This window comes from Salinigranum sp., from assembly GCF_041641895.1.
GTDB lineage: Archaea > Halobacteriota > Halobacteria > Halobacteriales > Haloferacaceae > Salinigranum.
On the sequence record NZ_JBEPXO010000054.1, the window covers coordinates 1 to 25,068 of the forward strand.

28 protein-coding genes and 1 tRNA gene are annotated in these 25,068 nt (G+C 67.3%); 24 read left to right on the forward strand and 5 right to left on the reverse strand.

Going from position 1 to position 25,068, the window contains the following annotated elements:
• The first annotated feature begins 47 nt into the window (after positions 1-47).
• The 10 genes from ACESK5_RS12320 to ACESK5_RS12365 all read left to right on the forward strand — a co-directional run bounded on the left by ACESK5_RS12320 (position 48) and on the right by ACESK5_RS12365 (position 11,048).
• Positions 48-347 (forward strand): twin-arginine translocase TatA/TatE family subunit, encoded by a 300-nt coding sequence (locus ACESK5_RS12320; RefSeq protein ID WP_372911869.1) that lies wholly within the window; start codon positions 48-50, stop codon positions 345-347.
• Between the two features lie 76 nt (positions 348-423).
• A tRNA-Arg gene (locus ACESK5_RS12325) sits at positions 424-496 on the forward strand.
• Between the two features lie 627 nt (positions 497-1,123).
• Entirely contained in the window at positions 1,124-3,847 is a 2,724-nt protein-coding gene (locus tag ACESK5_RS12330; RefSeq protein ID WP_372911870.1) for a type II/IV secretion system ATPase subunit, read from the forward strand.
• A gap of 3 nt (positions 3,848-3,850) precedes the next feature.
• On the forward strand, positions 3,851-5,872 hold the full coding sequence (locus tag ACESK5_RS12335) for a type II secretion system F family protein (RefSeq protein ID WP_372911871.1): 2,022 nt from the start codon (positions 3,851-3,853) through the stop codon (positions 5,870-5,872).
• Complete coding sequence (locus tag ACESK5_RS12340) at positions 5,872-6,399, forward strand: hypothetical protein (protein ID WP_372911873.1); 528 nt, start codon at positions 5,872-5,874, stop codon at positions 6,397-6,399. Before ACESK5_RS12335 ends, ACESK5_RS12340 begins: the two co-directional genes overlap by 1 nt.
• A gap of 3 nt (positions 6,400-6,402) precedes the next feature.
• A complete protein-coding gene (locus ACESK5_RS12345) occupies positions 6,403-7,050 on the forward strand; it encodes a hypothetical protein (protein ID WP_372911874.1) in 648 nt (215 codons plus the stop codon).
• On the forward strand, positions 7,038-8,114 hold the full coding sequence (locus ACESK5_RS12350; protein WP_372911875.1) for a hypothetical protein: 1,077 nt from the start codon (positions 7,038-7,040) through the stop codon (positions 8,112-8,114). Before ACESK5_RS12345 ends, ACESK5_RS12350 begins: the two co-directional genes overlap by 13 nt.
• Entirely contained in the window at positions 8,111-8,602 is a 492-nt protein-coding gene (locus ACESK5_RS12355; protein WP_372911876.1) for a hypothetical protein, read from the forward strand. The genes ACESK5_RS12350 and ACESK5_RS12355 overlap by 4 nt, the downstream gene beginning before the upstream one ends.
• The gene (locus ACESK5_RS12360; protein WP_372911878.1) at positions 8,602-9,351 is read left to right on the forward strand and encodes a hypothetical protein; all 750 of its coding nucleotides are present in this window, start codon (positions 8,602-8,604) and stop codon (positions 9,349-9,351) included. Before ACESK5_RS12355 ends, ACESK5_RS12360 begins: the two co-directional genes overlap by 1 nt.
• A gap of 5 nt (positions 9,352-9,356) precedes the next feature.
• The gene (locus tag ACESK5_RS12365; protein ID WP_372911879.1) at positions 9,357-11,048 is read left to right on the forward strand and encodes a hypothetical protein; all 1,692 of its coding nucleotides are present in this window, start codon (positions 9,357-9,359) and stop codon (positions 11,046-11,048) included.
• A gap of 54 nt (positions 11,049-11,102) precedes the next feature.
• Here ACESK5_RS12365 and ACESK5_RS12370 read toward each other — a convergent pair whose 3' ends face one another.
• The 3 genes from ACESK5_RS12370 to ACESK5_RS12380 form a co-directional block, all read right to left on the reverse strand.
• On the reverse strand, positions 11,103-11,285 hold the full coding sequence (locus ACESK5_RS12370; RefSeq protein WP_372911880.1) for a DUF5786 family protein: 183 nt from the start codon (positions 11,283-11,285) through the stop codon (positions 11,103-11,105).
• A gap of 67 nt (positions 11,286-11,352) precedes the next feature.
• A complete protein-coding gene (locus tag ACESK5_RS12375; RefSeq protein ID WP_372911881.1) occupies positions 11,353-12,132 on the reverse strand; it encodes a DUF2797 domain-containing protein in 780 nt (259 codons plus the stop codon).
• A gap of 55 nt (positions 12,133-12,187) precedes the next feature.
• Positions 12,188-13,135, reverse strand: a complete 948-nt coding sequence (locus tag ACESK5_RS12380; RefSeq protein WP_372911882.1) for an NAD-dependent epimerase/dehydratase family protein — start codon at positions 13,133-13,135, stop codon at positions 12,188-12,190.
• Positions 13,136-13,230: 95 nt separating this feature from the next.
• On the opposite strand from ACESK5_RS12380, the gene ACESK5_RS12385 reads away from it, so the two are divergent.
• The 9 genes from ACESK5_RS12385 (at position 13,231) to ACESK5_RS12425 (ending at position 20,857) form a co-directional block, all read left to right on the forward strand.
• Positions 13,231-13,980, forward strand: coding sequence for a DICT sensory domain-containing protein (locus ACESK5_RS12385; RefSeq protein WP_372911883.1), 750 nt, complete (start codon positions 13,231-13,233; stop codon positions 13,978-13,980).
• Positions 13,981-14,003: 23 nt separating this feature from the next.
• Positions 14,004-14,564 (forward strand): tRNA (cytidine(56)-2'-O)-methyltransferase, encoded by a 561-nt coding sequence (locus ACESK5_RS12390; RefSeq protein WP_372911884.1) that lies wholly within the window; start codon positions 14,004-14,006, stop codon positions 14,562-14,564.
• A 65-nt stretch (positions 14,565-14,629) separates the two neighbouring features.
• Positions 14,630-14,881, forward strand: coding sequence for a hypothetical protein (locus tag ACESK5_RS12395; RefSeq protein ID WP_372911885.1), 252 nt, complete (start codon positions 14,630-14,632; stop codon positions 14,879-14,881).
• Positions 14,882-15,101: 220 nt separating this feature from the next.
• Positions 15,102-16,916 carry a cation:proton antiporter gene (locus ACESK5_RS12400; protein WP_372911886.1) on the forward strand — a complete coding sequence of 605 codons (1,815 nt, stop codon included), beginning with the start codon at positions 15,102-15,104 and terminating at the stop codon, positions 16,914-16,916.
• A gap of 363 nt (positions 16,917-17,279) precedes the next feature.
• Positions 17,280-17,804: a transcription factor gene (locus ACESK5_RS12405; protein ID WP_372911887.1), complete on the forward strand. Its 525-nt coding sequence runs from the start codon at positions 17,280-17,282 to the stop codon at positions 17,802-17,804.
• Complete coding sequence (locus tag ACESK5_RS12410; protein ID WP_372911888.1) at positions 17,804-18,475, forward strand: DUF2110 family protein; 672 nt, start codon at positions 17,804-17,806, stop codon at positions 18,473-18,475. Before ACESK5_RS12405 ends, ACESK5_RS12410 begins: the two co-directional genes overlap by 1 nt.
• A gap of 16 nt (positions 18,476-18,491) precedes the next feature.
• Entirely contained in the window at positions 18,492-19,268 is a 777-nt protein-coding gene (locus ACESK5_RS12415) for a DUF5803 family protein (protein WP_372911889.1), read from the forward strand.
• 440 nt (positions 19,269-19,708) lie between these two features.
• Positions 19,709-20,056 (forward strand): TrmB family transcriptional regulator, encoded by a 348-nt coding sequence (locus ACESK5_RS12420; protein WP_372911890.1) that lies wholly within the window; start codon positions 19,709-19,711, stop codon positions 20,054-20,056.
• Positions 20,057-20,158: 102 nt separating this feature from the next.
• Positions 20,159-20,857: a competence/damage-inducible protein A gene (locus tag ACESK5_RS12425; RefSeq protein WP_372911891.1), complete on the forward strand. Its 699-nt coding sequence runs from the start codon at positions 20,159-20,161 to the stop codon at positions 20,855-20,857.
• 6 nt (positions 20,858-20,863) lie between these two features.
• Here the strand turns inward: ACESK5_RS12425 and ACESK5_RS12430 are convergent, their stop codons facing one another.
• Positions 20,864-20,986 (reverse strand): hypothetical protein, encoded by a 123-nt coding sequence (locus ACESK5_RS12430; RefSeq protein WP_372911892.1) that lies wholly within the window; start codon positions 20,984-20,986, stop codon positions 20,864-20,866.
• A 110-nt stretch (positions 20,987-21,096) separates the two neighbouring features.
• Here ACESK5_RS12430 and ACESK5_RS12435 point away from each other — a divergent pair, with 110 nt between their 5' ends.
• Together ACESK5_RS12435 and ACESK5_RS12440 are read left to right on the forward strand one after the other, a co-directional pair.
• Positions 21,097-22,179, forward strand: coding sequence for an ATP-NAD kinase family protein (locus ACESK5_RS12435; protein ID WP_372911893.1), 1,083 nt, complete (start codon positions 21,097-21,099; stop codon positions 22,177-22,179).
• 147 nt (positions 22,180-22,326) lie between these two features.
• A complete protein-coding gene (locus tag ACESK5_RS12440) occupies positions 22,327-23,358 on the forward strand; it encodes a PhoU domain-containing protein (protein WP_372911894.1) in 1,032 nt (343 codons plus the stop codon).
• 31 nt (positions 23,359-23,389) lie between these two features.
• On the opposite strand, the gene ACESK5_RS12445 is transcribed toward ACESK5_RS12440, so the two are convergent.
• Positions 23,390-23,968, reverse strand: coding sequence for a hypothetical protein (locus ACESK5_RS12445; protein ID WP_372911895.1), 579 nt, complete (start codon positions 23,966-23,968; stop codon positions 23,390-23,392).
• 115 nt (positions 23,969-24,083) lie between these two features.
• On the opposite strand from ACESK5_RS12445, the gene ACESK5_RS12450 reads away from it, so the two are divergent.
• From ACESK5_RS12450 to ACESK5_RS12460, 3 genes are all read left to right on the forward strand, one after another.
• On the forward strand, positions 24,084-24,263 hold the full coding sequence (locus ACESK5_RS12450; RefSeq protein ID WP_136588873.1) for a hypothetical protein: 180 nt from the start codon (positions 24,084-24,086) through the stop codon (positions 24,261-24,263).
• 66 nt (positions 24,264-24,329) lie between these two features.
• Entirely contained in the window at positions 24,330-24,554 is a 225-nt protein-coding gene (locus tag ACESK5_RS12455) for a hypothetical protein (protein WP_372911896.1), read from the forward strand.
• Positions 24,555-24,648: 94 nt separating this feature from the next.
• A partial coding sequence (locus ACESK5_RS12460; protein ID WP_372911897.1) for an SRPBCC family protein occupies positions 24,649-25,068 on the forward strand: 420 nt, incomplete at its 3' end.

Here is a 25,068-nt window from a genome sequence, read left to right on the forward strand (position 1 = left end):
GCGGTCCAAAAAGCCTATAATTGCTACTTGGTTAAGCTGAGATAGCGATGTCCAATATCATACTGTTCCCGGGGCTGCCGGGCGGGCCGGAGCTGCTCATCGTGCTGTTCGTGCTCGTCCTGCTGTTCGGGGCCAACAAGATTCCCAAGCTCGCTCGGTCGACCGGGCAGGCCATGGGCGAGTTCCAGCGGGGCCGTCAGGAGATCGAAGAGGAACTGAAAGAGATGGAGAAGCAGCCGGACGAGGACGAAGAGGAGTTCGAGGCGCGCAAGCGCGAGAAGGAGCGCGAACTCGAAGAGGTCGAGTCCGAATCCGAATCCGACTCCACGTCCACGTCGAGCAGCTGAACAGCCACCCTCCTCAGCTCCTGCCGTATCAGCCGACAGAGTCAGCTTTTAGTCGGCGGCTTCGATACTCCGGGCAGGGCGTGTGGCCTAGCGGACAGGGCGAGAGGTTCCTAACCTCTCGATCGCGGGTTCGAATCCCGCCACGCCCGTTCTGCGATGAGCGAACGTAACGAGCGAACGGACCCGGAGTTCGAACCCTGCAAGACGCAGCGCCGAGCGGAGCGAGGCGACCGTCCTGCTCCGGTTCGAATCCCGCCACGCCCGTCCACCCGCGAGCGACAGCGAACGGTGTGAACGGAACTGCGGGATTCGAATCAGGGAGGTCGCGCGTAGCGGAGTGAGCACGTCCGACCGTGGTTCGAATCCCGCCACGCCCGTTCTGCGAGGAGCGAACGTGACGAGCCACCGGACCCGGGGGGAGGGGTTCGGGCACCCCACGACCGGTCGGTCTCGACACCGTCCCGGGGTGGACCACCACCGGCACGGGGCGACGGATGGTCGAAAGCAGCCACCCGTCCGTGTCCGAGGCGACGGCTCCCGCCGAAACGAGCCACCATATAAAGGGTACTTGAACGGCACATATACGCGACCACTCTCTTTCGGATATCACATGTGATATTTCTTTCGACGTCGTTCTCGCCGATTTAGTATACGATAGCTTGTACTTGGTGAGAAAAGCAGCATACAGTAGTCGAGTAGGAATACACTGGGAACTAATATATCGAGTGATACTCCCGCAGAAGCCTTTTTGATGGCCTCTCGCTTCGTGGGGAACAATGGCTATCGACGACGCTGACCCTGCCGGCGCGACTCAGTCGGAGTCAGCGCCGTCGCAGTCGGCCGGAGCGACTGTCGGCGAGTACACGTGGGAGCAGTACCTCCGTGAGTACGGCGACACCGGAGACGCCGACGCCGCTGCGACGATGCGACGCTCCGGCGATATCGACTGGAGCGCTATCACGGCTGAGGACCAGGCGGTCGCGGACCTGGGCGTCCACCCGACGGACGTCGAGTCCCGTCTCGCTACGGCGGCGGCCGCCGCCGGCCGCGTCGACGACGCGCTCGAACCGACAACCGACCTCACGGACCCACCCGTAGCGAAGGACTGGTACGCCGCGGAGCATTTCGCGTCCGACCACCCGGAGACCAGCCTCGACGACGCGCTCGGCTTCGCGGCGGACGACGTCGCGGGTGTGCTCTCGCACGCCGGGGACCTGGCGGAGGGACTCGCCGACGTGGTCGACGAGCGGACCGTCTCGGTCCAGGACGACTTCGACGAGGACGAGTTCTTCCGGACCGACGAGGGTCACTCGACCGTCGTGACGCGGTACGACCTCGAGAAGACCGTCCCGCTCGCGAAGAAGGCGCACTTCCGCGAGGTGGAGCGGTACTGGGTGAACGAACCGTACTCGTTCGTCATCATCTTCCACTCGACCAAGGAGAACGAGAAGAAGTACTACGTGGTCCAGCCGTACATGAACCGGGTCGAGGACGACCTCGTGGACTACCTCACGGGGAAGCTCCGGACCGCGATCAAATACTCCGACGACGACGTCATCGCGGCCGACGTCGACGACAGAGAGCAGGTCATCGAGGCCGAGACGCTCAACCTCCTCGACCGGTACGGACTCTTCTCGGCGCCGAAGGCCGGCGTCGCCCCCGGCGACGGGGAGGCTGGCTTGTTCCGTTCGGGCCCGCTTGGAGCCATCGCCGACCTCATCGGACTGGGCGGCGACGACGACACCGAACCGTCGACGGCGACGGCACTCGGCGTCGGCGAACTCGACGGAATCGAGGCCCGACCCGAAGCGGCGGTCCTCGAGGAGGACTCGAAACAGCTCAACGAGTACCAGGTCGAGAAACTGCTCTACTACCTCCGACGTGACTTCATCGGCTACGAGCGCATCGACGGCATCAAGCACGACATCAACGTCGAGGACATCTCGTGTGACGGCTACAACTCGCCCGTCTTCGTCTACCACTCCGACTACGAACAGATCATCTCCAACATCTACCACGGCCGCGAGGAACTGGACGACTTCGTCGTGAAACTCGCCCAGCGGTCGGGGAAGGGCATCTCGAAACGGAGCCCGCAGGTCGACGCGACGCTCCCCGACGGCTCGCGCGCACAGCTCACCCTCGGCCAGGAGGTGTCGGACCACGGGACGAACTACACCATCCGACAGTTCAAGGACGTCCCGTTCACGCCCATCGACCTCATCTGCTGGAACACGTTCTCGCTCGACGAGATGGCGTTCCTCTGGCTCTGCATCGAGAACCACAAGTCGCTCATCTTCGCGGGCGGCACGGCGTCCGGGAAGACGACGTCGCTGAACGCCGTCTCGCTGTTCATCCCCTCGAACTCGAAGATCGTCTCCATCGAGGACACCCGTGAGGTGGAACTCCCCCAGCGCAACTGGATCGCCTCCGTCACGCGGCCGTCGTTCGCCGAGGACGACGGCGGCGACGTCGACGAGTTCGCCCTCCTCGAAGCCGCGCTCCGACAGCGGCCCGACTACATCGTGATGGGCGAGATTCGTGGCGAAGAGGGGCGGACGCTCTTTCAGGTCATGTCGACGGGGCACACGACCTACACGACGTTCCACGCCGACTCCGTGGGCGAGGTGCTCAAACGGTTCACGACCGAACCGATCAACGTCTCGAAGACGATGTTCACCGCGCTCGACCTGGTCTCCATCCAGACCTCGACGCGCGTGGGCGGGAACAAGGTCCGGCGGAACAAGTCGCTGACCGAGATCAACCACTACGACGCCGAGAACGACGAAATCAACGTTCAGGACGTCTATCAGTGGCAAGCCGAGACGGACGAGTTCCTCAAGATGGGGAACTCGAACACGCTCGAGGAGATCATGTTCGACCGCGGGTGGACTGCGGAGAAACTCCATGGAGAACTGTTCAAACGCCAACTCGTCCTCGCGTATCTCATCGACCGCGGACTGAGTTCGTACGCGCAGGTCGCCGCGACGTTCCAGGCGTTCATCAACGACCAGGAGACCATCCTCTCGCTCATCGCCGACGACCGCCTCGAACAGTCGCTGGAGGACCTCCGCGAGATGGAGTCGGTCCAGATCAACATCGAACCCGAGAAGGAGGCGATGGTGCCGCGGCCCTCGCCGGACACGGAGACTGCCGCCCTCGCCGACGGCATCCTCGGCCGCGCCGAGGAGTCGCTGTTGCCCGAGTATCGCGGGAACACCACGGCAGACGTCGCGGAGGCGCTGGCGAGCATCCAGCCCGCGGCGGACGTGACCGTCGGGTCCGACGAGGCGGGGACGGGGCCGACGGGGGTCGGTGCGGACGGGGGCGACGCGTTCACGGAGGCGCTGGAGGACGCCACGACCGGCGGCCGCGGCGGGGACGAAGACGGCGACGCCGAGACCCGGGACAGAGACGACGGCGGCGGACCGACCGAGGAGACTGGTGGCTTCGGCTTCGGTTTCGACGAGTCGGACGAGTCGGACGAGCCGGACGGAGCCTGACAGATGAGTCTCGAATCCAAGAGTGGCCTCGACGGCAGCACCGACGCGCTGGGCGACGCGTTCTACCCGGTGTTCCAGTTCTTGTTCGACGAGAACAGTGACTTCGTGAGCGACGTCGAGGAACGCCTCGAACAGGCACGGATGGGCGAGAACGTCGAACTGTACATCTCACGGGCGCTCGCCATCGGCGTGCTGCTCGGCGGCGTCCTGTGGATTCTCGGGACGCTCGTCGGATTCGGCCTGGTCCAGTTCGGCGTTCTCACCGAGGAGGTGGTCAGTCTCGGCATCCCGGTGCCGGACGAGGAGACGGCCGCGACGCTCTCTGCCATCGCCGTTCCCGTCGCCGTCGGGGTCCTAGGCGTCGTCTTCGGCAGCATCGGCTTCGGCGTCGGCTTCGGGACGCTCGTCGCTATCCCGTACTCGCGCGCGTCGGCCCGGAAGCGCGAGATCAACATGTTGCTCGCCGACTCGGTCTCGTTCATGTACGCCCTCTCCGTCGGGGGGTTGAACCAGCTCGAAATCCTCGAGGCGATGGCGAAAGCCGAGGACACCTACGGCGAGGTCGCCCGGGAGTTCCAGAGTATCGTCCAGGAGACGGAGTACTTCGGCACCGACTACCGGAACGCCATCCGCCAGCAGGCCATCGTCACCCCCAGCGACGACCTCTCGCAGTTCCTGACCGACATGCTCTCCATCGTCAACTCCGGCGGCGACATGCAGCAGTTCCTCTCGGACAAGAAGGAGAAGCACCTCCGCACCGCGAAACAGGAACAGGAGATGACGCTCGAGACGCTGGAGCTGTTCGGCGAGATGTACATGACGCTCTCGCTGTTCCCGCTGCTCCTCATCATCATCCTCGTCATCATGTCGATGCTGGGCGAGGCACAGGACATGCTGCTGTTCGGGACCATCTACCTCCTGACGCCGCTCATCGGGTTCGGCTTCCTCGTCCTGGTCTCGACAGTGAAACAGGACGAACCCGGCGACGGCTACCTCCAGCTCTCTGACGGCCCCGACCCCACCGGAGGGGACGGGCGGGACGGGGCGCTGAAGCTCGGACTCATCAACCGGTTCGTCGGGGAGTTCGCGCTGTTCTCGCACATCAGAAACCGCGAACTGCTCCACAACGTGCGCGGCATCCTCGCGGCCCCGCACGTCTTCTTCCGCGACAACCCGATGTACACGCTCGGGGTGACCGTCCCGCTCGCGCTCCTCGCGCTTGTCGTCCCGGCCGCGGTGGGCATCGCGCCGACGAGCTGGGACGCGCTGGTCGCCCGTCCCGTCTGGGGGACGTTCGTCTGGGTCTACCTCCCGGTGTACGTCGTCGCCCTCCCGCTGACGGTGTTCTACGAGTGGAACGTCCGGCGGCGCAGCTCCATCACGGGGAAGCTGTCGGAGAACCTCCGGAAGCTCTCCTCCGCGAACGACACGGGCCAGACGCTCCTCGAATCCGTGCGGACGGTGTCGTCTACCTCTTCAGGGAAGCTCGCCGACGAGTTCGACGTCATCTACGCGAAGGTCAACTACGGGACCAGCCTCCGCGACGCGCTCATCGAGTTCAACAACAAGTACCACATCCCCAGACTGGCCCGGACCATCAAACTCATCTCGAAGGCGCAGGAGGCGTCCTCACAGATCACGGACGTGCTCTCGACGGCCGCACAGGCGTCGGAGAACCAGGACGACATCGAGCGTGAACGCCGCTCGCGGACGATGATGCAGGTGGCCATCATCCTCATGACCTACTTCACGTTGCTCGCAGTGATGGCCATCCTGAAGACGCAGTTCCTCGACGTGATGGCGGGGCTCACGGAGCAGGCCAGTGGCGGCGGCGGCGCCAGTCAGTTCAGCGGCGGGGTCGACCCGAACCAGCTCTCGCTGCTGTTCTTCCACGGCGTCACCATCCAGGCGATAATCTCGGGGCTCATCAGCGGCTACATCCGGACGGCCGACGTCCGGTCGGGGCTCAAGTTCACGCTCGTCCTGATGACGGTGGCGCTCGCGACGTGGACGGTGGTGGGCTGATGGCTCCGCGCTCGCGACGGCCGCCGTCCGGCGACGAGCGAACGGCGCGAGCCGCCGCGTCGGACACGGCGCGCGGTCAGACCACCATCGACTTCGCCGTCGGCGCGACGCTGTTCCTCCTCACGATGGCGTTCGTCTTCGCGTTCGTCCCCGTGATGTTCCAGCCCTTCGCGACCAGCCAGTCCGACCCCCTCGTCGCCGACCGGGTCGCCAACCGGCTCGCGACCGACATCCTCGGGGACCCGTCCGAGCCGTACGTCCTCAACACGACGTGTACGACGGCGTTCTTCGCGAACAACGCGCCGCCCGCGGGCTGTTCGTACACGTACGACACGGCCAGCGACCACCCGAACCTGGCGCTCGGCGTCGACGCCGACACTACGATCAACGTGACCGTCGTCGACCCCGCGGGGACCGTCGTGTTCGACGCGGGCGAGGACCGAACGAACGCACAGGACGTCATCACGGCACAGCGGCGGGTGCTGTACGACGGCCAGTCGTACGAGCTGTACGTCAGGGTGTGGTGAGTGATGCGAGCGCCGTCGCCTCGGACCCGGACGCGAGACCGCCCTCCCCGCGGAGACCGACGTGACGCCCGCGGCCAGGCCCACACGCTGGAGGCGTTCGCCGCGGCGACCATCCTGCTCGCGAGCATCGTCTTCGCCCTCCAGGTGACGGCCGTGACGCCCCTCACCGCGTCGACGTCGAGCCAGCACATCGAGAACCAGCAGGAGGCCGTCGCCACCGGCGTCCTCGCGTCGGCTGCGGAGAACGGCACGCTCGAGCCGACGGTCCTCTACGTCAACAACTCGACCGGCGGCTTCCACGGGAACACGTTCGAGGGGCAGTACGTCTCCGGCGGACCGCCGACGCAACTGGGCGAGACGCTCAACGAGACGTTCCTCGACCGGGGCATCGCGTTCAACCTCTACGTCCACCACCGGACGAGCGACCGGACGCTCCGCCGGGAGACGCTCGTCCGGATGGGTGGCCCGAGCGACAACGCCATCTCCGCGCGGTGGCGGGTGACGCTGTACGACGACGACGTGCTGTACGCGGCGGACAACACTCCGACGACGCACACGCTGGAGAACTCGACGACGTTCTACGCGTCCGACGTGTCGCCGGGGCCGCTGTACAACGTCCTCGAGGTGGAGGTGGTCGTGTGGCGGATGTGAGGCGGCCCCCGACGCGGCCGCGCCGACAGCGGGCGCGGAGAAGCGAGAGACGCAGTGAAACCGGCTCCGGAACCGACGACCGCGGCCAGCTGTTCCTCGTCGGTGCGCTCTCGCTCGCCGTCCTGTTCGTCGGATTCGCGCTGCTGTTGAACACGGCCATCTACACCGAGAACCTCGCGACGCGGAACACCGACCCCGGGACGGACCCCTCGATCACCTACCGGGCGGCAGCCGAGGACGCAGCGCGGGGGATCATGATCCGGGAGAACCGCAACGGTACGGACCCCACGTGGAGCGAGAACACGCAGTGGTTCGAGTCGGGCATCGAGGAGTGGAGCGACAGCGCCGGACTGCACGCCGCGCGGCGCGCTCGCGTCGCGTCGATGACCGTCGAGTCGACGAACGGGACCCGGTTCCAGCAGACGAACGCCTCGCGGAACCTCACGAACCGGAACTACGCCGACGACTGGACCCTCGGCAACGACCCCTCCGCGGTTCGGGACGCCAGCGTCACGGTCAACCGCGGGTCGCTCGCTTCGACGAACATCTCGAACCTTCTCGCGGGAACCGACCCCTTCGAAATCGTGTTCGAGGACACCGACACCGGGGCGACCTGGCACGTGTACGTGTACGACGACAACACGCTCGGCGGGGACGACGTGACGGTCGCCGTCGAGGACGACACCGGAGCCCTGAGCCGAACCGAGTGTAGCTACCAGCACACCGGCTCCCGAGCGCATATCGACATCTCCAACGGGAGCATCAACGGCACCCCGTGCACGGCGTTCGACCTGCTCGACCTCCCCGACGACGCCGTCGACGACGAGGACACCGACCTCCGCTTCGAGAACGGCGACCAGGCGACCGGAACGTACGACATCAAGGTCGCAGAGGGCGCGGACGTCTCCACCAACGTCTACGACAACGAGAACACCGGCGACCACGACAACGGCGCGGCGTTCGCCACCGCCATCATCTACGACGCCGACGTCACCATCACCTACGAGAGCACCGACGTCTCCTACCAGACGACGGTCCGCATCGCACCGGAGGAGATTCGATGAACCGTTCGGGATCGTTCGGCGGCCGTCGGCCCGGGGTCCGCCGGGACGACCGTGCCGTCTCGACGGCGCTCGGCTACGTCCTCTCGCTCGGCATCGCGAGCCTCCTCATCTCCGGGTTGATGATCGCCGCCGGCGGCTTCGTCGAGACCGAACGCGAACAGGTCGTCCGCTCCGAACTGGAGGTGGTCGGCCAGACGCTCGTCGCGGACCTCGAAGGGGCCGACCGCCTGGCGTCGACCATCGACGGGACCGTCAGCGTTAGGTCGTCGCTGCCCCGTCGCGTCGGGAGTGCGACGTACTCCCTCACGCTGATCGACGAGGGCGGTGGGGTCACGACGGTCACGCTCGCCGCACCCTCCGTCGACGTCTCGGTCGACATCCGACTGGTGACGAACACCCCCGTCGCGGAGGCGACGCTCGAGGGCGGCGAACTCGTCGTCGTCTACGACGCCGGCGCGTCGGGAGAACTGGAGGTGCAGCAGGCGTGATGGACCGCCGCGGCGTCACCGACACCCTCGGGTTCGTGTTCGTCTTCGCGCTGGTGCTGTCGACGGTGGGACTCACCTTCACGTTCGGCTACACCGGCCTCCAGGACACGCGCGACTTCGAGCGACTCAACAACGCCGAACGGGCGTTCGACGTGATGGGGGACAACTTCGACGACATCGTCCGCCGCGGCGCGCCGAGTCGCGCGACGGAGGTGAAAGTCGCCGACGCACAGTTGACGCTGGCCGACGACACGACGGTGAACGTCACCGTCACGAACGCCACCGGCGCGACACGGAACGTCCAGTACGACCTCCAGCCGGTGGTGTACGAGGCCGGCGACGGCCGCATCGTCTACTCCAACGGCGCGGTCTTCCGAGAGGACCCGGGTGGCGCCGTCGTGATTCGCCACTCGGAGTTCGTCCTCCGGCAGGAGCGCGTGTCGCTCCCCGTCGTGACCACGCGCGGGACGGGGCGGACCGAGTCCATCGGCGGCACGACGACCGTGCTCGTGCGTGCGACGAGTCCCGACGGCCAGCGGCAGAGCTTCGGGTTCGACGTCGCCCGAACCGAACCCCAGACGGAGCTGATGGTGAACGTGACGAGTCCGCGTCCCGTGGTCTGGGAGCGCGAACTCGGCCGGTACGACGACGCGAACTGCGACGTCTACGGGGACACGGTCTCCTGCACCGTCTCGAACCCCGAGCGCGTCTACGTCCAGGAGACCCTGATCGACATCGAATTCGAGTGACTACCATGACAGACGACACCCCTCGGCGACGGCTGAATCGGCGGGAGACCGACCCGGAACGGGACGACCAGCCCCGAGTGTGCCGGCGTGGGCGGACGCCCGCGGCCGTCGCCGGCGGCCCGCCGCGGGTGCCGTGGCTCTACCGACTGGTCCGTGACCGGAGCGGCCAGTCGACGACCATCGGCGTCGCGCTCATGCTCGCCATCGCGGCCATCGGCGTCACGGCCGTCGTCGCCCTCGGGGGGACGGCGCTGACCGACTCGCAGACGTCCGTCGACATCCAGCGGACGGAGCACGCGATGACACTGCTGGACTCGCGTGGAGCGATGGCCGCACTCGGCGAGTCGGAGAGCCAGTCGGTCGAACTCAGCGGGAGCGGCGACGGGGTCTACCGGGTCGACTCCGACGCGGGCTGGATACGCGTCGTCCACAAGAACTTCACCGACCCGACTCCGTCCGAGGAGACCATCTTCAACCGGTCGCTCGGGGAAGTCCAGTACACCAGAGGCGACACCGTCGTCGCCTATCAGGGCGGCGGCGTCTGGCGGACCGAGGACAACGGGACCGTGATGATTTCGCCGCCGGAGTTCCACTACCGTGACCAGACGTTGACGATGCCGCTCGTCCGCGTCGCCGGGTCGGGGAGTGCCTCGGGGCGGGTCACCGCCGAGGTGGTGCCGCTCGCGACTGGGACGGACGTCCAGCGCATCTTCCCGAACGAAACCGCGAACACGGCGGACGGCCCCGGGGCACCCTACGACGACGCCGGCGACACCAGCTACGACAACCCCGTGACGAACGGCACCGTCGTCGTCACCGTCCACAGCGACCACTACAAGGGGTGGGCGACGTACTTCGCCGAACGGACCGACGGGTTCCTCTCCGTCGACCACGCGAACCGGACGGCCTCCATCGAACTCCGCACCCTCGCCGGTGCGCCGGGAGCGTTCGACATGCCGCTGGTGGGCGAGTCCCTGGAGACGCCGAGCGTCGCCAGACAGCACAACGTCTCGCAGTTCGACCTCCAGCTCGCGCCCGACACCTCGAACGCGAACGCGTTCAACCAGCTCCACTGGTCGATGTACTACCAGGGGACGGACGGTCAGCAGTTCGAGATACACTTCGCCGGCCAGGGACGCTGTGACTCGGCGACGGCCGACGGGTTCACCAAGGGGAACACCGAGCTCAGCGTCTCCGTCTACTACCGCCACAACAGCTCTTCGCCGTCGGAGGAGTGGGAGCGCGTGCTCTCGGACCCCCACGTTCAGACCCGTCCCATCCACGTCGACTGCAGTAGCGGCGCGCCGCGGCTCGACGCCGACCTCACCTCGTCGTTCGCGATGGAGTACACCGACATCGACATCCAGGGGAGCGACAACAAGTGGCACTTCGGCAATCAGATCAAAGACCAGGAGGTGCCCGACGAACTGCTGTTCGACCAGCACGCAGAGGACCACGCCGACGAGTACGACGCGGGGAGTGACAGCGAGGAACTCGACTTCCTCGTCAACCACTACTTCTCGCGGCTGGGGCCGGACTTCCAGCTCACCGTCGACGCCGGTCCCGGTGGGAGCCAGAACCGCGTCAGCGAGGAGGCCTCCTCCGGCGTCCTCATGTACGACACCATCGACGGCGAGGAGTTCATTCAGTTCCTCCACATCACGGAGAACGAAGTCCGGGTCGAACTGAACGGCTGAGCACGCCCGAACCACGTCGTTCCGGCCTGCCGCGTTCGGAGGACTCCCGTCCCCCTACTCGTCGTCGTCGCGCATCTCGCCGAGTCGACTCACCAGGTCGTCCGTCGAGACGTCGGACTCGACGCTCACCTGGCCGTCGTGCTCGTGTTCGTGGACGTTGACGCCGTCGTCTTCGTCGTCGGTCGTCTCCTGTTGCTGACGTTCCTGCTCGGACTCGTCGTAGCTGCCGAAGCCCATACGTTCCCGTTCTCCGACGCGTCGGCATAAACCCACCCACCTCACGGTCGCCGTGTGAGGGGTTCGCTCACCCGAACGCGCCCAGACTCGACTGCAGGTCGCGTCCGACGGTCCCCTCCTCGACCTCGTAGCCGACGAGGTCCCGCAGGTCGACCGCGTACGTGCTACCGGCGTGGTCCAGTACCAGAATCCGTCCCTTCGTGCCGCGGACGGTCCCGGTCGCGATGGTCTCTCTGACCGGACGGCCGGTGAGGTCGAGGCCGTAGTCGAACGCGTACTCCTCGTGGACGTCGAACCCGTCCAACAGCGCCGCCCACGCGGCCTCGTCGACGCCCTCGCCGAGGCCCGCAATCTTCGTGTCGACCCGGACGAAGTCGGAGACGTCGGTCGCGATTTCCGCTTCGAGTTCGCGGGCGATACGGCCGTTCGAGACGGTGTAGACGTGCGCCGCCCGGTCGGCGCCCTGCTCTCGTAACCGGGTTTCGAGCCGCCACTCCTTCGTCACGCCCACCTTGAACGCGTCGGGGGCGAAGGCGGCGAGGTAGACGGCGTGGTCGTCGTAACAGTCCATCTCGTCTTTGAGACACGTCCCGGTACAGCGCGCACAGACCCACGTCGAGCGGTGACTGGCGCAGTACGGCGCTTCGGGGTCGTCGCAGGCGACGTGGGACCGCGACCCGCTGCCGTACAGCGTGCCGGCACAGTGACGCTCGTCGAGGGTCCACGAGAGTTCCGCACCCGGTTCCAGCGAGACGGACTCGACCGTCCCGGACTCGTCGTGTTCCGCGGCGGCGCCACGGCTCACGAGGAGCGTCCCGGAGACGGTGTCGTAGCCGACGACTTGCACGGGCGGAGGGAGGTGCGAGGCGGTGAAAGGTGTCTCGCTCGCGGCTATTCGCTCCTCACGCCCGTTCGTCCTCGGCCTGCAGTTCCTCGTACAACTGCTCGGCCGCCCGCCTGACGGCCCGGTCGGAGGGCGTCGACGGCTCCCAGCCGAGCGCCGACACCTTCTCGATGGAGAGGCGCATCCGGGGGACGTCACCGGTCCACCCACGCTCGCCGCCGGTGTACTCGTAGGTGGGGTCGAGGCCCATCACGTCGGCGACGATGTCGGCGATTCGGTTGACCGACGTCGTCGTCCGGGTGCCCAGGTTGTAGGTGTTGACCGGCTTCGAGGCGTGTTCGACGACGTGGCAGATGGCGTCGACACAGTCGTCGACGTGGAGGTACGACTTCTCCTGACGGCCGTCGCCGAGAATCTCGAGCGTGTCCGGGTCTTCGAGCAGTTTCTCGATGAAGTCGGGGATGACGTTGCCGCGCTGTCGGGGGCCGACGATGTTCGCGAAGCGGAACACGGAGGCGGTCATCCCGTACGAGTGACCGTACGTGGAGACGAGTCCCTCGTCGGCTAGTTTCGAGGCCCCGTAGACGGAGATGGGTTCGAGTGGCGCGTAGTCCTCGGGCGTCGGCATCGGCGCCTCGCCGTACACCGTCGACGACGAGGTGAACGCGATGTGGCCGACGCCCACCTCGTCCATCCGTTCGAGGACGTTGTACGTCATCTCGGTGTTCTCCTCGAACAGCTGTCTCGGGTTGCTGTAGTTCGTGTCGGTGTACGCCGCGAGGTGGAAGACGACGTCGACGTCGGCGGTAATCGCCCGCGCGACGTCGTCGGCGTCGGTCATGTCCGCCTGGACGAACTCGACGCCGTCGGGCACGCGTTCGCGCGTCCCCTTCGAGAGGTCGTCCGCGACGACGACGTCGTTGTCGGGTGCGAGCCGTTTCGCCAGGTGTGAGCCAACGAGCCCTGCCCCGCCCGTGACGACGACGCGCTTGTCGGAGAGGTCCATGTGAGCGACACGTCCGAGCGAACGGATAAGTGCGTTCTGATACCGGGGGCGAGGCCGACGGAACAGTAATGTGGGTGAGACACACAGTAAGACGAGTGACCGCGCAATCGTCACCACCGTCGTTCGCCGAACTGGTCGAGCGCGTCGACGAGCGACGCCGAACGGTGACGGTGTACGCGCCCGCGCTCCCCGACGCCCTCGAACGAATGTTCGACAGGCGGCACGTCCGACTCGAACACGAGTTCCTCCCGCAGAGCGGCGGCGAACCGTTCCTCACTGTCGTCGACGGCGACGAGTACGTCGGCAGCATCGACCTCCCTGCAGTGTACGACTTCGGCCACCCGAAGATACACGAGGTCGGCTCGCCGGAGTTCGTCGAGGCGGCGTACCGAAAGCTCACGTCGCTCCTGCCCGACACCGTCTTCTCCTCGCTCGACCGGCGGCAACTACTCGCCACGTCTCGCGAGTTCGAGGACCGCGCGTGGCGCGTCGGGGAGGGCCGACTCGACGTCGGGTTCCAGGCGCTCTCGAAGCTCCAGGCACAGACCGACGTCTACGAGGCGCTCGTCGACCGCGGCATCGACGTCCACCTGTACGGCGAACCGGACTGGTGTCCGTACTTCGTCGACGACGTCACCGTCCACACCGACGGCGACGAACTCGGCGAGGTCTGGTTCATGGCCTACGACGGCGGCGACAACGCCGGACAGGCGTGTGGGCTAGTCGCCGTCGAACGGTCGCCGGGGTCGTTCGAGGGCTTCTGGACGTACGACCCCGAGTCCGTCGACTGTATCTTCGCCTCCGCGGGTCGCTTCCCGGCCAGTCCGGAAAGCGAACTCCCATAACCTCCGGCGGCCGACTCGGCGGTATGCACGAGAACGCCTCCTTTCCCGCTCGCGTCACCGTTCTCCGCCTCGGGCACCGGCCCGGCCGTGACGACCGGATGACGACCCACGTCGCGCTGACCGCTCGCGCCCTCGGCGCGGAGCGGGCACTCCTGGTCGGCGACACGACGGGGTCCCGCGACACGGTCCGCGACATCACCGACCGCTTCGGCGGCCCCTTCGCCGTCGACGTCGTCGACGAGTGGCGACCCGTTCTCCGCGACTGGGACGGGGTGGTGGTCCACCTGACAATGTACGGGGAACCCGTCCAGAACGTCGAGGGGGCGGTCCGGTCGGCCGTTCTCGACCGGTCCGAACCGCTCCTCGTCGTCGTCGGGTCGCAGAAAGTCCCGTTCGAGGTGTACGACGCCGCCGACTGGAACGTGGCCGTGACGAACCAGCCACACTCGGAGGTGGCCGGCCTGGCGGTGTTCCTCGACAGACTGTTCGAGGGAAGCGAGCTAGCGCGTGAGTGGACGGACGCGGAGAAACGGGTCGTACCGATGGAGACGGGGAAGCGAGTGGTCGACGCGGGCGAGGAGTGAGGGGAGTGGGGTGAGCGGCGACCTGTGGGATACACCTATATTCGTCTGAGACGACACGTTCGAGTATGCCCGCAGCAACCGGTGGCTCACACGCCATCTCGGCGTTCGCTACCCTCGTCGTCGGCAGCATGGTCTCGAAGTACCTCTGGTCGTACGCGCCCCCGCTCGGAGAGGTGTCTCTCGCCGCTATCCGGGTCGTCAGGTCCGTCACCGGCGCGGCCATCCCCGTCAGCGAGCAGTTCGCCGGCACCCTGCTCGTGATGCTCTCGCTGTCGTTCGTGTGGGGAGTCGTCTACCACCTCGGCCGGCACGGCTGACGGCCGGCGGCGCCGACGGCGCGCGTGGCAGGTGAAAGTCCCGCTTTTTTGCCCTCCCGTCCCGACGGGAGAACGTGACAGACGAACTACGACTTGGGGACGACGGACCGGCGGTCGGCCGCGACAGTCGCGGTTCGCCCCGCTCGCTGGAGACGGCTGTGACCGCGTGCGAGGAGCGAGCCGTCGTCGCGCACCGACCGCACTCTCGGTCCCGCTGACGATGGCTGCCGAGGCCAGTTCCGGCATCGTCGACAGCCTCATCGTCCTCCTGACGGTGTTCATAATCGCGGGTGGCGTCGGGACGCTCGTCGCGAAGATCGGCGACTTCCCGTACACCATCGCGCTACTGCTCGCCGGGCTCGCAGTGTCCGTCGTCGTCAGCGTTTACAGCGCGGTCGGGCCGGTGAGTCAGTTCCGCGAAATCGTCGTCGAGAACCTCGCGCTGTCGCACGACCTCATCCTCCTCGTCATCCTCCCCCCGTTGCTGTTCGAGGGAGCGGCGACGACCGACCTCGAACGGCTCCGGGCCAACGCCGTTCCGATACTGGCGCTCGCGGTCCCCGGACTGATCGTCTCCGTCGTCCTGCTCGGTGGCGTCGGCACCATCGTCTTCCCCGCACTCGCCTCGGACGCCGTCGCCGCGCAGTTCTCGCTCCTCGTCTCGCTGTTGTTCGCGGCCATGGTGCTCCCGACGGACCCCGTCTCCGTCCTCGCGCTGTTCGAGGAGATGGGGGCGCCCGAGCGGCTCTCCGTGCTGGTCGAAGGGGAGAGCCTCATCAACGACGGCATCGGCGTCGTCGTGTTCAGTACGCTGTACGCGCTGGTGGTCGGCGGCGCGAGTCCCGACGTCCTGCTCGACCCGACCGAACTGTCGCTCGTCCTCGGCGAACTGGTCGTCGTCGCCGTCGGCGGGGCCGTCGTCGGCCTGATTGCCGGCTACGCGGTCTACAGCGTGATGATCTCGCTCGACGAACAGATGACCGAGATCGTCCTGACGCTCGTCCTGGCGTACGGGAGCTTCCTCCTCGCGGAACACTACCTCCACGTCAGCGGCGTCATCGCCACGGTGGTCGCCGGCCTCTTCATCGGCAACCACGGCGCGAAGTACGCGATGAGCCCCCGGACGAAGATATCGGTGTTCAACACGTGGGAGACTGCGGCGTTCCTCGTCAACACGTTCATCTTCATCGCCATCGGCGTCCGGACGCCCATCCTCCGTCTGCTCTCGAACTGGCACCTCATCGCCGGCGCCATCGTCCTCGTCCTCGCCGCACGCGCGATGGTCGTCTACCCGTCGGCGTTCCTGCTCAACCGCACCCAGTCGAGCGAACACCTCCCGCGGAACTACCAGCACGTCGTCGTCTGGGGCGGCCTCCACGCCTCGATTCCCATCGCGCTCGTGCTGGGGCTCCCCCGCTCCGGCGGCCTCCTCACGCCCGCGCTGACGCAGACGCTCGAGTCGATGGTGTTCGGCGTCGCCGCGTTCTCGCTCGTCGTCCAGGGGTTGACGATGGGCCGACTGCTCGACCGTCTCGGGGTCGTCACCCGCTCGGAGGCCGATGAGCTGTACGAACTGCTCGTCGGGCGACGGCGTGCCGTCGAAGAGGCGCTCGCCGCCGCCGAGACCCTGTACGACAACGGCGAGATTCCCCGGGGCGTGTACGAGGACTTCGAGGCCGAGTACGGACAGGAGCAGTCCGACCTCGCCGAGACCATCGCGAAGCTGTTCGACCGCCACCCGGAACTCCGGACCGAACAGCTCCTGATGGGCGAACGGCGGGTCCTCGAACGGGAGAAGAGCGCGCTCATCGACGCCGTGCGCTCGGGGCTCATCGCGAGCGACGTCGGCGACCGACTCGCCGAGGAGGTCGACCTGAAACTCGACCGAATCCGGAGCGGGGAGAGTACCGTCGAGGAGGCCCAGGAGGGGTACACCGAGTTCTGGCGCGAGCGCGTCCGGGAGTCCGACCTCGATATCGAGGGGCCGGTCGGGGGGAACGAGGTGGCCGACGGGCGGACCGCCGGAGACGAGTGACCGTCGCTCCCCCGTGGAACCCCGGCGTCGTCCCGCACGTCACCGGCGCGCGCTGCTGGCGGCTCCGTCCGCCAGCGCCCAGCGTGCGAGGGACCGGTTCGCGGATCCGTCCGCGAGCCACCGGCGGACAGGTCCGCTGAGCCATCCACTCGCTCCCTGTGGTCACTCGTGGAGACCCCGGCTGGGGAGGGGGAGGCCTCTCACCGCCCTGGTCTCGTGTCTCTCTGCCGGGTCTCCGCGTTCGGGGCGCGCGTGACGGAGTGTTGCGTCCCGTCTCGCGACCACTCGCCCACCACCTATTGGGAACACTCACCCACCACGCATCCGGAACTTTGAAACGACTGAACGGCGGATGTGAGTCCAATGGCTTTTGAGGAGCTCTTGAACGACCCGGTCATCCAGAAGTACCTCCACGAACTGGTGGGACCGACGGGGATGCCGGTCGCCGCTGCACCGCCCGACGGGGAGGTGACCGACGAGGAACTCTCCGAGGAACTCGGACTGGAACTCAACGACGTCCGCCGCGCCCTGTTCATCCTCTACGAGAACGACCTCGCCTCCTACCGTCGGGTCCGCGACGAGGACTCGGGGTGGCTCACCTACCTCTGGACCTTCAAGTACGAGAACATCCCGGAGAACCTCGAAGAGGAGATGTACCGTCTGCTCGACGCACTGGAGGACCGCGAGGAGTACGAGCGGACCCACGAGTTCTACCTCTGTGAGGTCTGCTCGCTCCGGTTCGAGTTCGGCGAGGCGATGGACTTCGGCTTCGAGTGCCCCGAGTGTGGCTCCCCCCTCGAGTCGATGGAGAACGGCCGCCTCGTCGAGGCGATGAACCGCCGCATCGACGAGCTACGGGACGAACTCAACGTGGACGTCACCGGCTGATGGTCGTCCTCGCAACGAAGTGCTACGTGGCGGGCGACGCCCGCTCGCGCGCGCTCGACGGCATGAAGTCGATGCTCCGCGACGACCTCGGTGACCTCGACGTCGAGTGGACCCTCGGGGTCCGCGACGACGACTTCGTGAGCGTGACCGTCGAGGGCGAGGACGAGACGGTCGCCCGCAACCTCCTCCGGGAACGGTGGGGGGAGGTCCCGAGCGACGGCCGCCTCGTCGCGGGTGAGACCTACACCGGCACCCTCGACTCGTGGGACGACGACGGGTTCGTCCTCGACGCCGGGGTGGAGGTTCGGATTCCGACGGCCGAACTCGGCCTCGGCCCGGGGAGCGCTTCACAGGTCCGCGACCGGTTCGGCCTCGTCCAGCACCTGCCGCTGGAGTTCGTCTACGGCGAACCGTCCCGCCTGTCTGACGCCGAACGGGACCGCCTCTACGACTGGTCGCGCGGACAGGGACGCGTCAACGTCAACTCGACCACGAGAGGCGAAGCGCGCGCGACGGTCAACCGCGCGGGGCACGCACAGGACATCGTGACGGTCGAACGCCTCGGTCTCCTCGAACAGAGCATCGTCTGTGCGGCGGGGACCGACCCGCCCGGCCTCCTCGCGAGCATCGGGCAGTACCTTCCCGCGGAATTGAAGTGCGTCATCCCCTAAGAGCCGGGAACACCCGATGAACCGTCGCCACCTCCTCGCACTCGTCGGTCTCGCCGTCCTCTCTCTCACCGCCGGCTGTTTCGGTCCCGGCGCCATCTCCGCGGAGCAACTCGACCAGGAACCCGCGGAGCCGTACGAGTGGGACTCCGGACGCGACGTCCACATCGCCGTCCAGACCGACTCGTCGTTCCGCGCCGTCTACAACGTCTCCGGAGACAGTATCGAACTGTTCAGACGCGACGGATTCGGTGGGCGTAACCCGCTGAACGTCCGCGCGGTCCGGTACCGGTACCCGAACGGCACCGTCGTCACGGGTTCTGAACTCGAAGCGCGCGGCGGCGGCATCGACCGCACGCGGGAGGTCGTGACGGTCACGTTCCCCAATGGGACCGCCGCCGGCCAACTGGCGTTCACCGCCGGGGCGACGCCGAAACGGTTCAGCCTCCCGGTGTTCGTCGATGGGTCGTACGAGGTGGTGCTCCCGCCGGACCGCCGGGTCGACTTCCCGGTCTTCGGGACCGTCTCGCCGCGAGGGTCCACCACGGAAGTCGTCGACGGCCAGACCCACATCCGGTGGGAGGAGGTCACCTCGCGGGGCGTCACGGTCCAGTACTACCTCCAGCGTGACATCCCCATCTTCGGTGCCATCGCGGCCATCTCGCTCGTCGTCGGCTTCGGCGGCGCGTACTACTACAAGCGGCAGATAGACGAACTCCGCGAGATGCGCGAGGAGATGGGCCTCGACGTCGAGGTGGAGGAGAAGGACGACGGACCGCCGCCGGGGATGCGCTGACCCGCAGCGCGGCGCCGGCCGACGTGGCGTGGCAGTCGACCAGCGTAGAGTCGCGGCGCTGGCCGTTCGAACCGAACGTAGAACGGGAGAGACGCGGGACGCGAGGGAGAGAGAACACCCTCACAGATACCGACGACGCGGGAGTGGGGGAGAGGCGTCGTCGACTGCGGCTCGTCCCGTTCCGCCCGTGAGAGGTGACGTTGTGTACATATTTGTGATTGTTCGAGTGACCGCTGTCGACGGCGACTCTGTCGTGGATGTCGACGCTCTGTCCAGTTTCGCGCGTCGAAAACCGAATAACACTAGCTGTCACCGGAGAACTCACAAACTGTTTTCCCGGCGTGCTTGATACACGGGGGACGTGAGTCACACAGGCACCCCGCCCACGACCCCCTCGAGGTGTTCGGCTCCCCTCACCGCCGGCACCTCCATCCCCACCTATGACGGGCGAATCCGATAGCGGGGCGCACGAAGATGCTGTCGAGCAGCTCACCGAACTGGGCCTCGGGCTGTACGCTGCTCGGGCGTTCGTCGCGCTCACCGCCCTGTCGGGCGGCACTGCCGTCGAGGTGAGCCGCACGGCCGACGTCCCTCGAACCCGCGTGTACGACGCCGTCGAGGAGCTGTCGGAACTGGGCCTCGTCGGCGTCGAGGAGTCGACGCCGAAACGGTTCACCCCCGTCGGGACCGACGAGGCGGCCGACCGGTTTCTCGACGAGTACGAGACCCGGGTCGAGACGCTTCGTGCGGCCCTCTCGACGCTCGAAGCGGAACGTGACCGTTCCTGACACAGCCACCGAGGCTCCGGGTCGTCCGGTCACCGACAGGCGTGCGCGTCGAGCGTCCTCCCGTCGCCTCGTCCTTTTTATCGTCGGGTTCCTACGCCGGGTATGCGCGTAGCAATCGTGACCGTCGGGGACGAACTCCTCGCCGGCGACACGGTGAACACGAACGCGACGTGGCTCTGTGAGCGTCTCACCGACCGGGGCGTCACCGTCGAGCGCGTCACGACAGTCCCCGACCGCGTGGCCGACATCGCCCGCGTCGTCAACGAGTACCGCGCGGAGTACGACGCCGTCGTGGTCACCGGTGGCCTCGGACCGACGCACGACGACGTGACGATGGAGGGCGTCGCCGCGGCCGTCGGGCGGTCGGTCGAACAACACGACGAGGCGCTGGAGTGGCTCACCACGCACGGTGGCTACCAGGCCGGTGACCTCGTCGAGGGGACGACTCACCTCCCGAGCGGGGCGCGGATGCTCCCCAACCGGGAGGGGGTCGCACCGGGTGCCGTCGTCGAGTCGGTATACGTCCTGCCGGGCGTCCCGGCCGAGATGAAGACGATGTTCGAGGCCGTCGCGGAGGAGTTCTCCGGCGAGCGGACCTACACCGCGTTCGTCGAGACGCCCGACCCCGAGTCGTCGCTCATTCCGGTGATGGACGAGGTGCAGTCGGAGTTCCCGGTCAGGGTCGGGTCGTACCCCGGCGACTCCGTCCGGCTGAAAATCTCCGGAGCAGAGGAAGCGGCAGTCGACGACGCGGCCGCGTGGCTCCGCGAGCGGGTCACTGCGATGGAAGACGACGCGTGAATACGACTACCGGCCGAGGTAGAGCAGCCACGCGACGGTCACGAGCAGACTCGCGACGAGAACGACCGTCCCCGTCGCCCCGATGGGCAACGCCGTCTCTGCGGCCTCCTGCAGCACGATGGGGTCCATACTCGAACGGACCTGCCCGCCCCGCATAACCGTGGCGGTTCCGGTACGCGGCGCCGCCACACCCCGCGTCGACCCCGCGGCCTTTTGTCGGTCCTCTCGCTACACCCCGTATGCGCATCGGCGTCGTCGTCAACCCCATCGCTGGCCTCGGCGGCCGGGTGGGACTGAAGGGAACCGACGGGAAGGTAGCGGAGGCGCGCGCCCGCGGCGCCGAGCCGCGCGCCCCGGACCGGGCGCGCCGGGCGCTCGCCGAACTCGCTTCGCGTGCCCCCGACGCGACGCTCTTCACGTGGGGGGCGCCGATGGGCGCCGAGGCGGTCCGGGAGGCGGGGTTCGACCCGGCCGTCCTCGGCACCCCCGACGGGGACGACACGACGGCCGCCGACACCCACCGGGCCGTCCGCGCGTTCGTCGAACACGACGTCGACCTCGTGCTGTTCGTCGGTGGCGACGGCACCGCGGCGGACGTGGCCGAGGCGCTCTCGACTCCGAACGCGAACTCGGACCCGGACTCGAAGACGCCCATGCTGGGCGTTCCGGCCGGGGTCAAGGTGTACTCGTCGGTGTTCGCCGTCTCCCCGGAGGACGCCGCCGTCGTCGCCGCCACGTTCACGCGCGTCGAGGAGCGCGAGGTGATGGACATCGACGAGGACGAGTACCGGGCGGGCGAGGTCCACCCCGAACTCCGCGCCGTCGCGTGGGTCCCCGTCGCCGAAGACCTCCAGTCGTCGAAACAGACCGGCGGTGGGTCCGTCGAAGCGCTCGCCGAAGGCGTCGCACAGGGCACCCGTGAGGGCGTCACCTACGTCCTCGGACCGGGGAGTACCGTCGGCGCGGTCAAGCGGGCGCTCGGGTTCGAAGGCTCGCCGCTCGGGGTCGACCTCTGGCGCGACGGCGAGGTGCTCGTCCGCGACGGGAGCGAGGCGGAGATACTCGACGCACTCGGCGAGGAGAACGTCGTCGTCGTCTCGCCCATCGGCGGCCAGGGGTTCGTCTTCGGGCGTGGCAACCCCCAGCTGTCGCCGGCAGTCATCCGCCAGTGCGACGTTCAGGTCGTCGCCTCCCGGTCGAAACTCGACGACATCGGCGTCCTCCGGGTCGACACGGACGACCCCGACCTCGACGAGGACCTCCGCGGGTGGACGCGAGTCCGCGTCGGGCGCGTCGAACAGCGGATGATGGAGATCGTCTGACGCGCGGACGGACCGACCCGGCCGGGTCGGGGCGGTCCCGTGCCGAGCCTATCTGATATGCTCTCGCTCGAACCCTCCCTTACATCTAGTGTTGTATTATTGCTATACAGTGAAGATTAAGGTTGTTGAAGGGGAATGGGTGGACATATGGAGACGCGGAAGGTCCAGCGGCTCGGTCCGTCGACGCTCGCGATGACGCTCCCGGCGGAGTGGGCGAAGGAACACGGTGTCGAGAAGGGTGACGAGGTGTCGTTGCGGATGGGTGGCAAGGGAACGCTGACGGTGCTGCCCGAATCGGCGAACACGGAGGACTCGAAGGCGGTCATCCGTGCGGACAAACTGAACGCGAACGCGCTCGAGCGCGCCATCGTGGCTCAGTACGTCCTCGGTCGGCGTATCATCCACATCGAGAAGTCGGAGGGCGCGCTCGACTCCGAACACATCAACGCGGTGTACAAGGCGGAGACCCAGCTGATGGGTCTCGGCGTCATCGAGGAGACGCCCGAACGCATCGCTATCCGGTGTTCGGTCGACCCCGAGGACTTCACCCTCGACAACCTCCTCGAACGGCTTGAGAACACGGGGAGCACGATGCGCGGCGAGGCGGTCAAGGCGCTCGCACACGGCAACCCCGACCTCGCCCAGCGGGCCCTGAACCGCGAACGACAGGCGAACAAGATATTCGTCCTCCTGCTCAGACTCATCTTCACGGCGTACCAGAACCCGAGCCTGGCCCGTGCGGTCGGTCTGGAGGAGGGGTTCCCGCTCATCGGCTACCGCTCCGTCGCGAAGAACCTCGAACTCACCGCGGACAACGCCGAAGACATCGCGAACATCTGCCTGAACGCCGAGGACCACACGCTCGACGTCGACTCGGCGACGATGCGGCGCATCCGCGAGTTCACCGACCAGGTCGACGACGTGACGGCCACGGCCGTCCGTGCCGTCGTCGACAGGGACTACGACCTCACCATCGAGGTCCGCGACATGTTCCGCGCGCTCAAGGACCGCGAGCGTGAGATCCTCGACGACCTCCCGGAGATGGAGAACCAGAAGCTCCTGCAGGTCCGCGAGGTGCTCGTCAGCCTCCAGCAGACGGCCCAGTACGCGATGCGGAACGCCGAAATCGCGGCGAACCTCGCGCTCAACGAGGAGTCCGAGCACGTCACGCTCATCTGACTCTCGGTCAGCCCCGCCCGTGTTGGCGTCGCTATCCCGCAGTCGTCGCGACGACGAGAGCGAGCGAGACGACGGTGGCGGTGAGCAGGTAGCTCCCCACCGCGAGCGACGCCGGGCGCAACAGGTCACCCGCGCGTGCCTCGTGGAGGTCGACCGACGTGCGGAACGCCGAGAGGCGGACGAAGAGGACGAGCGCCGGGAGGAAGAACAGGAGCGCGGCGAGGACGAGGCCGACAGCGACGGAGACGACGTCGCCCGGAGCCGTCCCCGGGACGACCGCCGCACCACGCCGTTCGTGGACCCACGCGACGACGCGGAGCGTCGGCGCCATCCAGAGCCACGCCGCGAGGACACTGCAAGTCAGGTGGTAGGCGACGACGCGCCGGCGCGGGGTTCCGACCGAGTAGTACGGCCACGTCCACGGTGGCGTGAACCCGACGCCGACCCTCCACAGGAGCGGCAGCGTGAGGAGGCCGCCCGCGACACCGACGGGCAGCCAGAGACGGGCGTCACGGACGCTGAAGAGCAGCAGGTCGGGCCCCTCGAGGACGAGCGCGAACGAGACGAGCACCGCAGCCGCGTGGAGCGCGCGGACGGTCCAGCGTCTCATCGTTGTCGTCCCCTCGGGGTGACGACGGAAAGCGTGCCCGGTGACGAGCGACGGCCACCGGCCCGTGAGACGCGGTGTCGAATGAACTAAGTAGGCACTCGCGCTCCCCCAGAGTATGCAAGCGTCTGTCGGTTCGGACAAGGGAATCGGGTTCGCGGTGGTGCTGTCGCTCCTGACGGTCGTCGGTGCCGCGGTGATGCTCGCCGGCCCGGGACAGGTGACGAAGGCGTGGGGCTTCGCGCTGGCGATGGTCGCCGCGATGCTCGCAGTCGTCTTCACACAGCTGTACTGGTGAGCGCTGAAACTCCCCGCTGGTAGCGGACAGGTAACCGTTAAGAACGTCGCAGCCTAACCTCCAACGATGACTGAATACACCGAGGAAGAGCAGCGGATCGTCGCCTACCTGCGAGAGAGCGTCTCGTGCGGGGAGCGATACTTCCGCGCGAAGAACATCGCCGAAGCCATCGGACTCTCGGCGAAGCAAGTGGGGGCACGCCTGCCGACGCTCGCCGAGAAGTCCGACGAGGTCGAGATCGAGAAGTGGGGCCGCGCCCGGTCGACGACCTGGCGCGTCACCCCCTCCTGAGCCCTCGCTCGACGCCCGTCACGTCCCCCGCTTCTCTCTCTCCTCCGTCGGGACGATTCCGCGCTTTTTTACCGACGCCCACGGATACTCCTGTATGACAGTCCGTGTCCAGCGGACCTTCGAGTTCGACGCTCCAGGTGAGCGCGTCTGGGAGTTCATCTCCGACCCCGGAAAGCGTGCCGAGGCCATCAGCGTCGTCGAACGGTTCGACGTCTACGACGACGGCGAGCGAGCGACCTGGCACATCTCCCTGCCCATCCCCGTCATCAACCAGACGGCAGAGGTCGAGACGCGAGACGTCACCATCGAACCGCCGCGGTACGTCAAGTTCGTCGGCAAGTCGTCGGTGATGCGGGTGACGGGCGAGCACACCATCGAGGACCTCGTCGACGGCCGATGTCGCCTCCACAACGAGTTCGTCGTCGACGGACGACTCCCGGGCGTCGAGCGGTTCTTCAAGAAGAACCTCGACCGCGAACTCGACAACCTCGAACAGGCGCTCCGACGCGATCTG

Coding starts and splice junctions, on each gene's coding strand:
- ACESK5_RS12320 (WP_372911869.1), top strand. CDS start 48: ATGTCCAATATCATACTGTTCCCGGGGCTGCCGGGCGGGCCGGAGCTG.
- ACESK5_RS12330 (WP_372911870.1), top strand. CDS start 1,124: ATGGCTATCGACGACGCTGACCCTGCCGGCGCGACTCAGTCGGAGTCA.
- ACESK5_RS12335 (WP_372911871.1), top strand. CDS start 3,851: ATGAGTCTCGAATCCAAGAGTGGCCTCGACGGCAGCACCGACGCGCTG.
- ACESK5_RS12340 (WP_372911873.1), top strand. CDS start 5,872: ATGGCTCCGCGCTCGCGACGGCCGCCGTCCGGCGACGAGCGAACGGCG.
- ACESK5_RS12345 (WP_372911874.1), top strand. CDS start 6,403: ATGCGAGCGCCGTCGCCTCGGACCCGGACGCGAGACCGCCCTCCCCGC.
- ACESK5_RS12355 (WP_372911876.1), top strand. CDS start 8,111: ATGAACCGTTCGGGATCGTTCGGCGGCCGTCGGCCCGGGGTCCGCCGG.
- ACESK5_RS12360 (WP_372911878.1), top strand. CDS start 8,602: ATGGACCGCCGCGGCGTCACCGACACCCTCGGGTTCGTGTTCGTCTTC.
- ACESK5_RS12365 (WP_372911879.1), top strand. CDS start 9,357: ATGACAGACGACACCCCTCGGCGACGGCTGAATCGGCGGGAGACCGAC.
- ACESK5_RS12370 (WP_372911880.1), bottom strand. CDS start 11,285: ATGGGCTTCGGCAGCTACGACGAGTCCGAGCAGGAACGTCAGCAACAG.
- ACESK5_RS12380 (WP_372911882.1), bottom strand. CDS start 13,135: ATGGACCTCTCCGACAAGCGCGTCGTCGTCACGGGCGGGGCAGGGCTC.
- ACESK5_RS12390 (WP_372911884.1), top strand. CDS start 14,004: ATGCACGAGAACGCCTCCTTTCCCGCTCGCGTCACCGTTCTCCGCCTC.
- ACESK5_RS12395 (WP_372911885.1), top strand. CDS start 14,630: ATGCCCGCAGCAACCGGTGGCTCACACGCCATCTCGGCGTTCGCTACC.
- ACESK5_RS12400 (WP_372911886.1), top strand. CDS start 15,102: ATGGCTGCCGAGGCCAGTTCCGGCATCGTCGACAGCCTCATCGTCCTC.
- ACESK5_RS12405 (WP_372911887.1), top strand. CDS start 17,280: ATGGCTTTTGAGGAGCTCTTGAACGACCCGGTCATCCAGAAGTACCTC.
- ACESK5_RS12410 (WP_372911888.1), top strand. CDS start 17,804: ATGGTCGTCCTCGCAACGAAGTGCTACGTGGCGGGCGACGCCCGCTCG.
- ACESK5_RS12415 (WP_372911889.1), top strand. CDS start 18,492: ATGAACCGTCGCCACCTCCTCGCACTCGTCGGTCTCGCCGTCCTCTCT.
- ACESK5_RS12420 (WP_372911890.1), top strand. CDS start 19,709: ATGACGGGCGAATCCGATAGCGGGGCGCACGAAGATGCTGTCGAGCAG.
- ACESK5_RS12425 (WP_372911891.1), top strand. CDS start 20,159: ATGCGCGTAGCAATCGTGACCGTCGGGGACGAACTCCTCGCCGGCGAC.
- ACESK5_RS12430 (WP_372911892.1), bottom strand. CDS start 20,986: ATGGACCCCATCGTGCTGCAGGAGGCCGCAGAGACGGCGTTGCCCATC.
- ACESK5_RS12435 (WP_372911893.1), top strand. CDS start 21,097: ATGCGCATCGGCGTCGTCGTCAACCCCATCGCTGGCCTCGGCGGCCGG.
- ACESK5_RS12440 (WP_372911894.1), top strand. CDS start 22,327: ATGGAGACGCGGAAGGTCCAGCGGCTCGGTCCGTCGACGCTCGCGATG.
- ACESK5_RS12445 (WP_372911895.1), bottom strand. CDS start 23,968: ATGAGACGCTGGACCGTCCGCGCGCTCCACGCGGCTGCGGTGCTCGTC.
- ACESK5_RS12450 (WP_136588873.1), top strand. CDS start 24,084: ATGCAAGCGTCTGTCGGTTCGGACAAGGGAATCGGGTTCGCGGTGGTG.
- ACESK5_RS12455 (WP_372911896.1), top strand. CDS start 24,330: ATGACTGAATACACCGAGGAAGAGCAGCGGATCGTCGCCTACCTGCGA.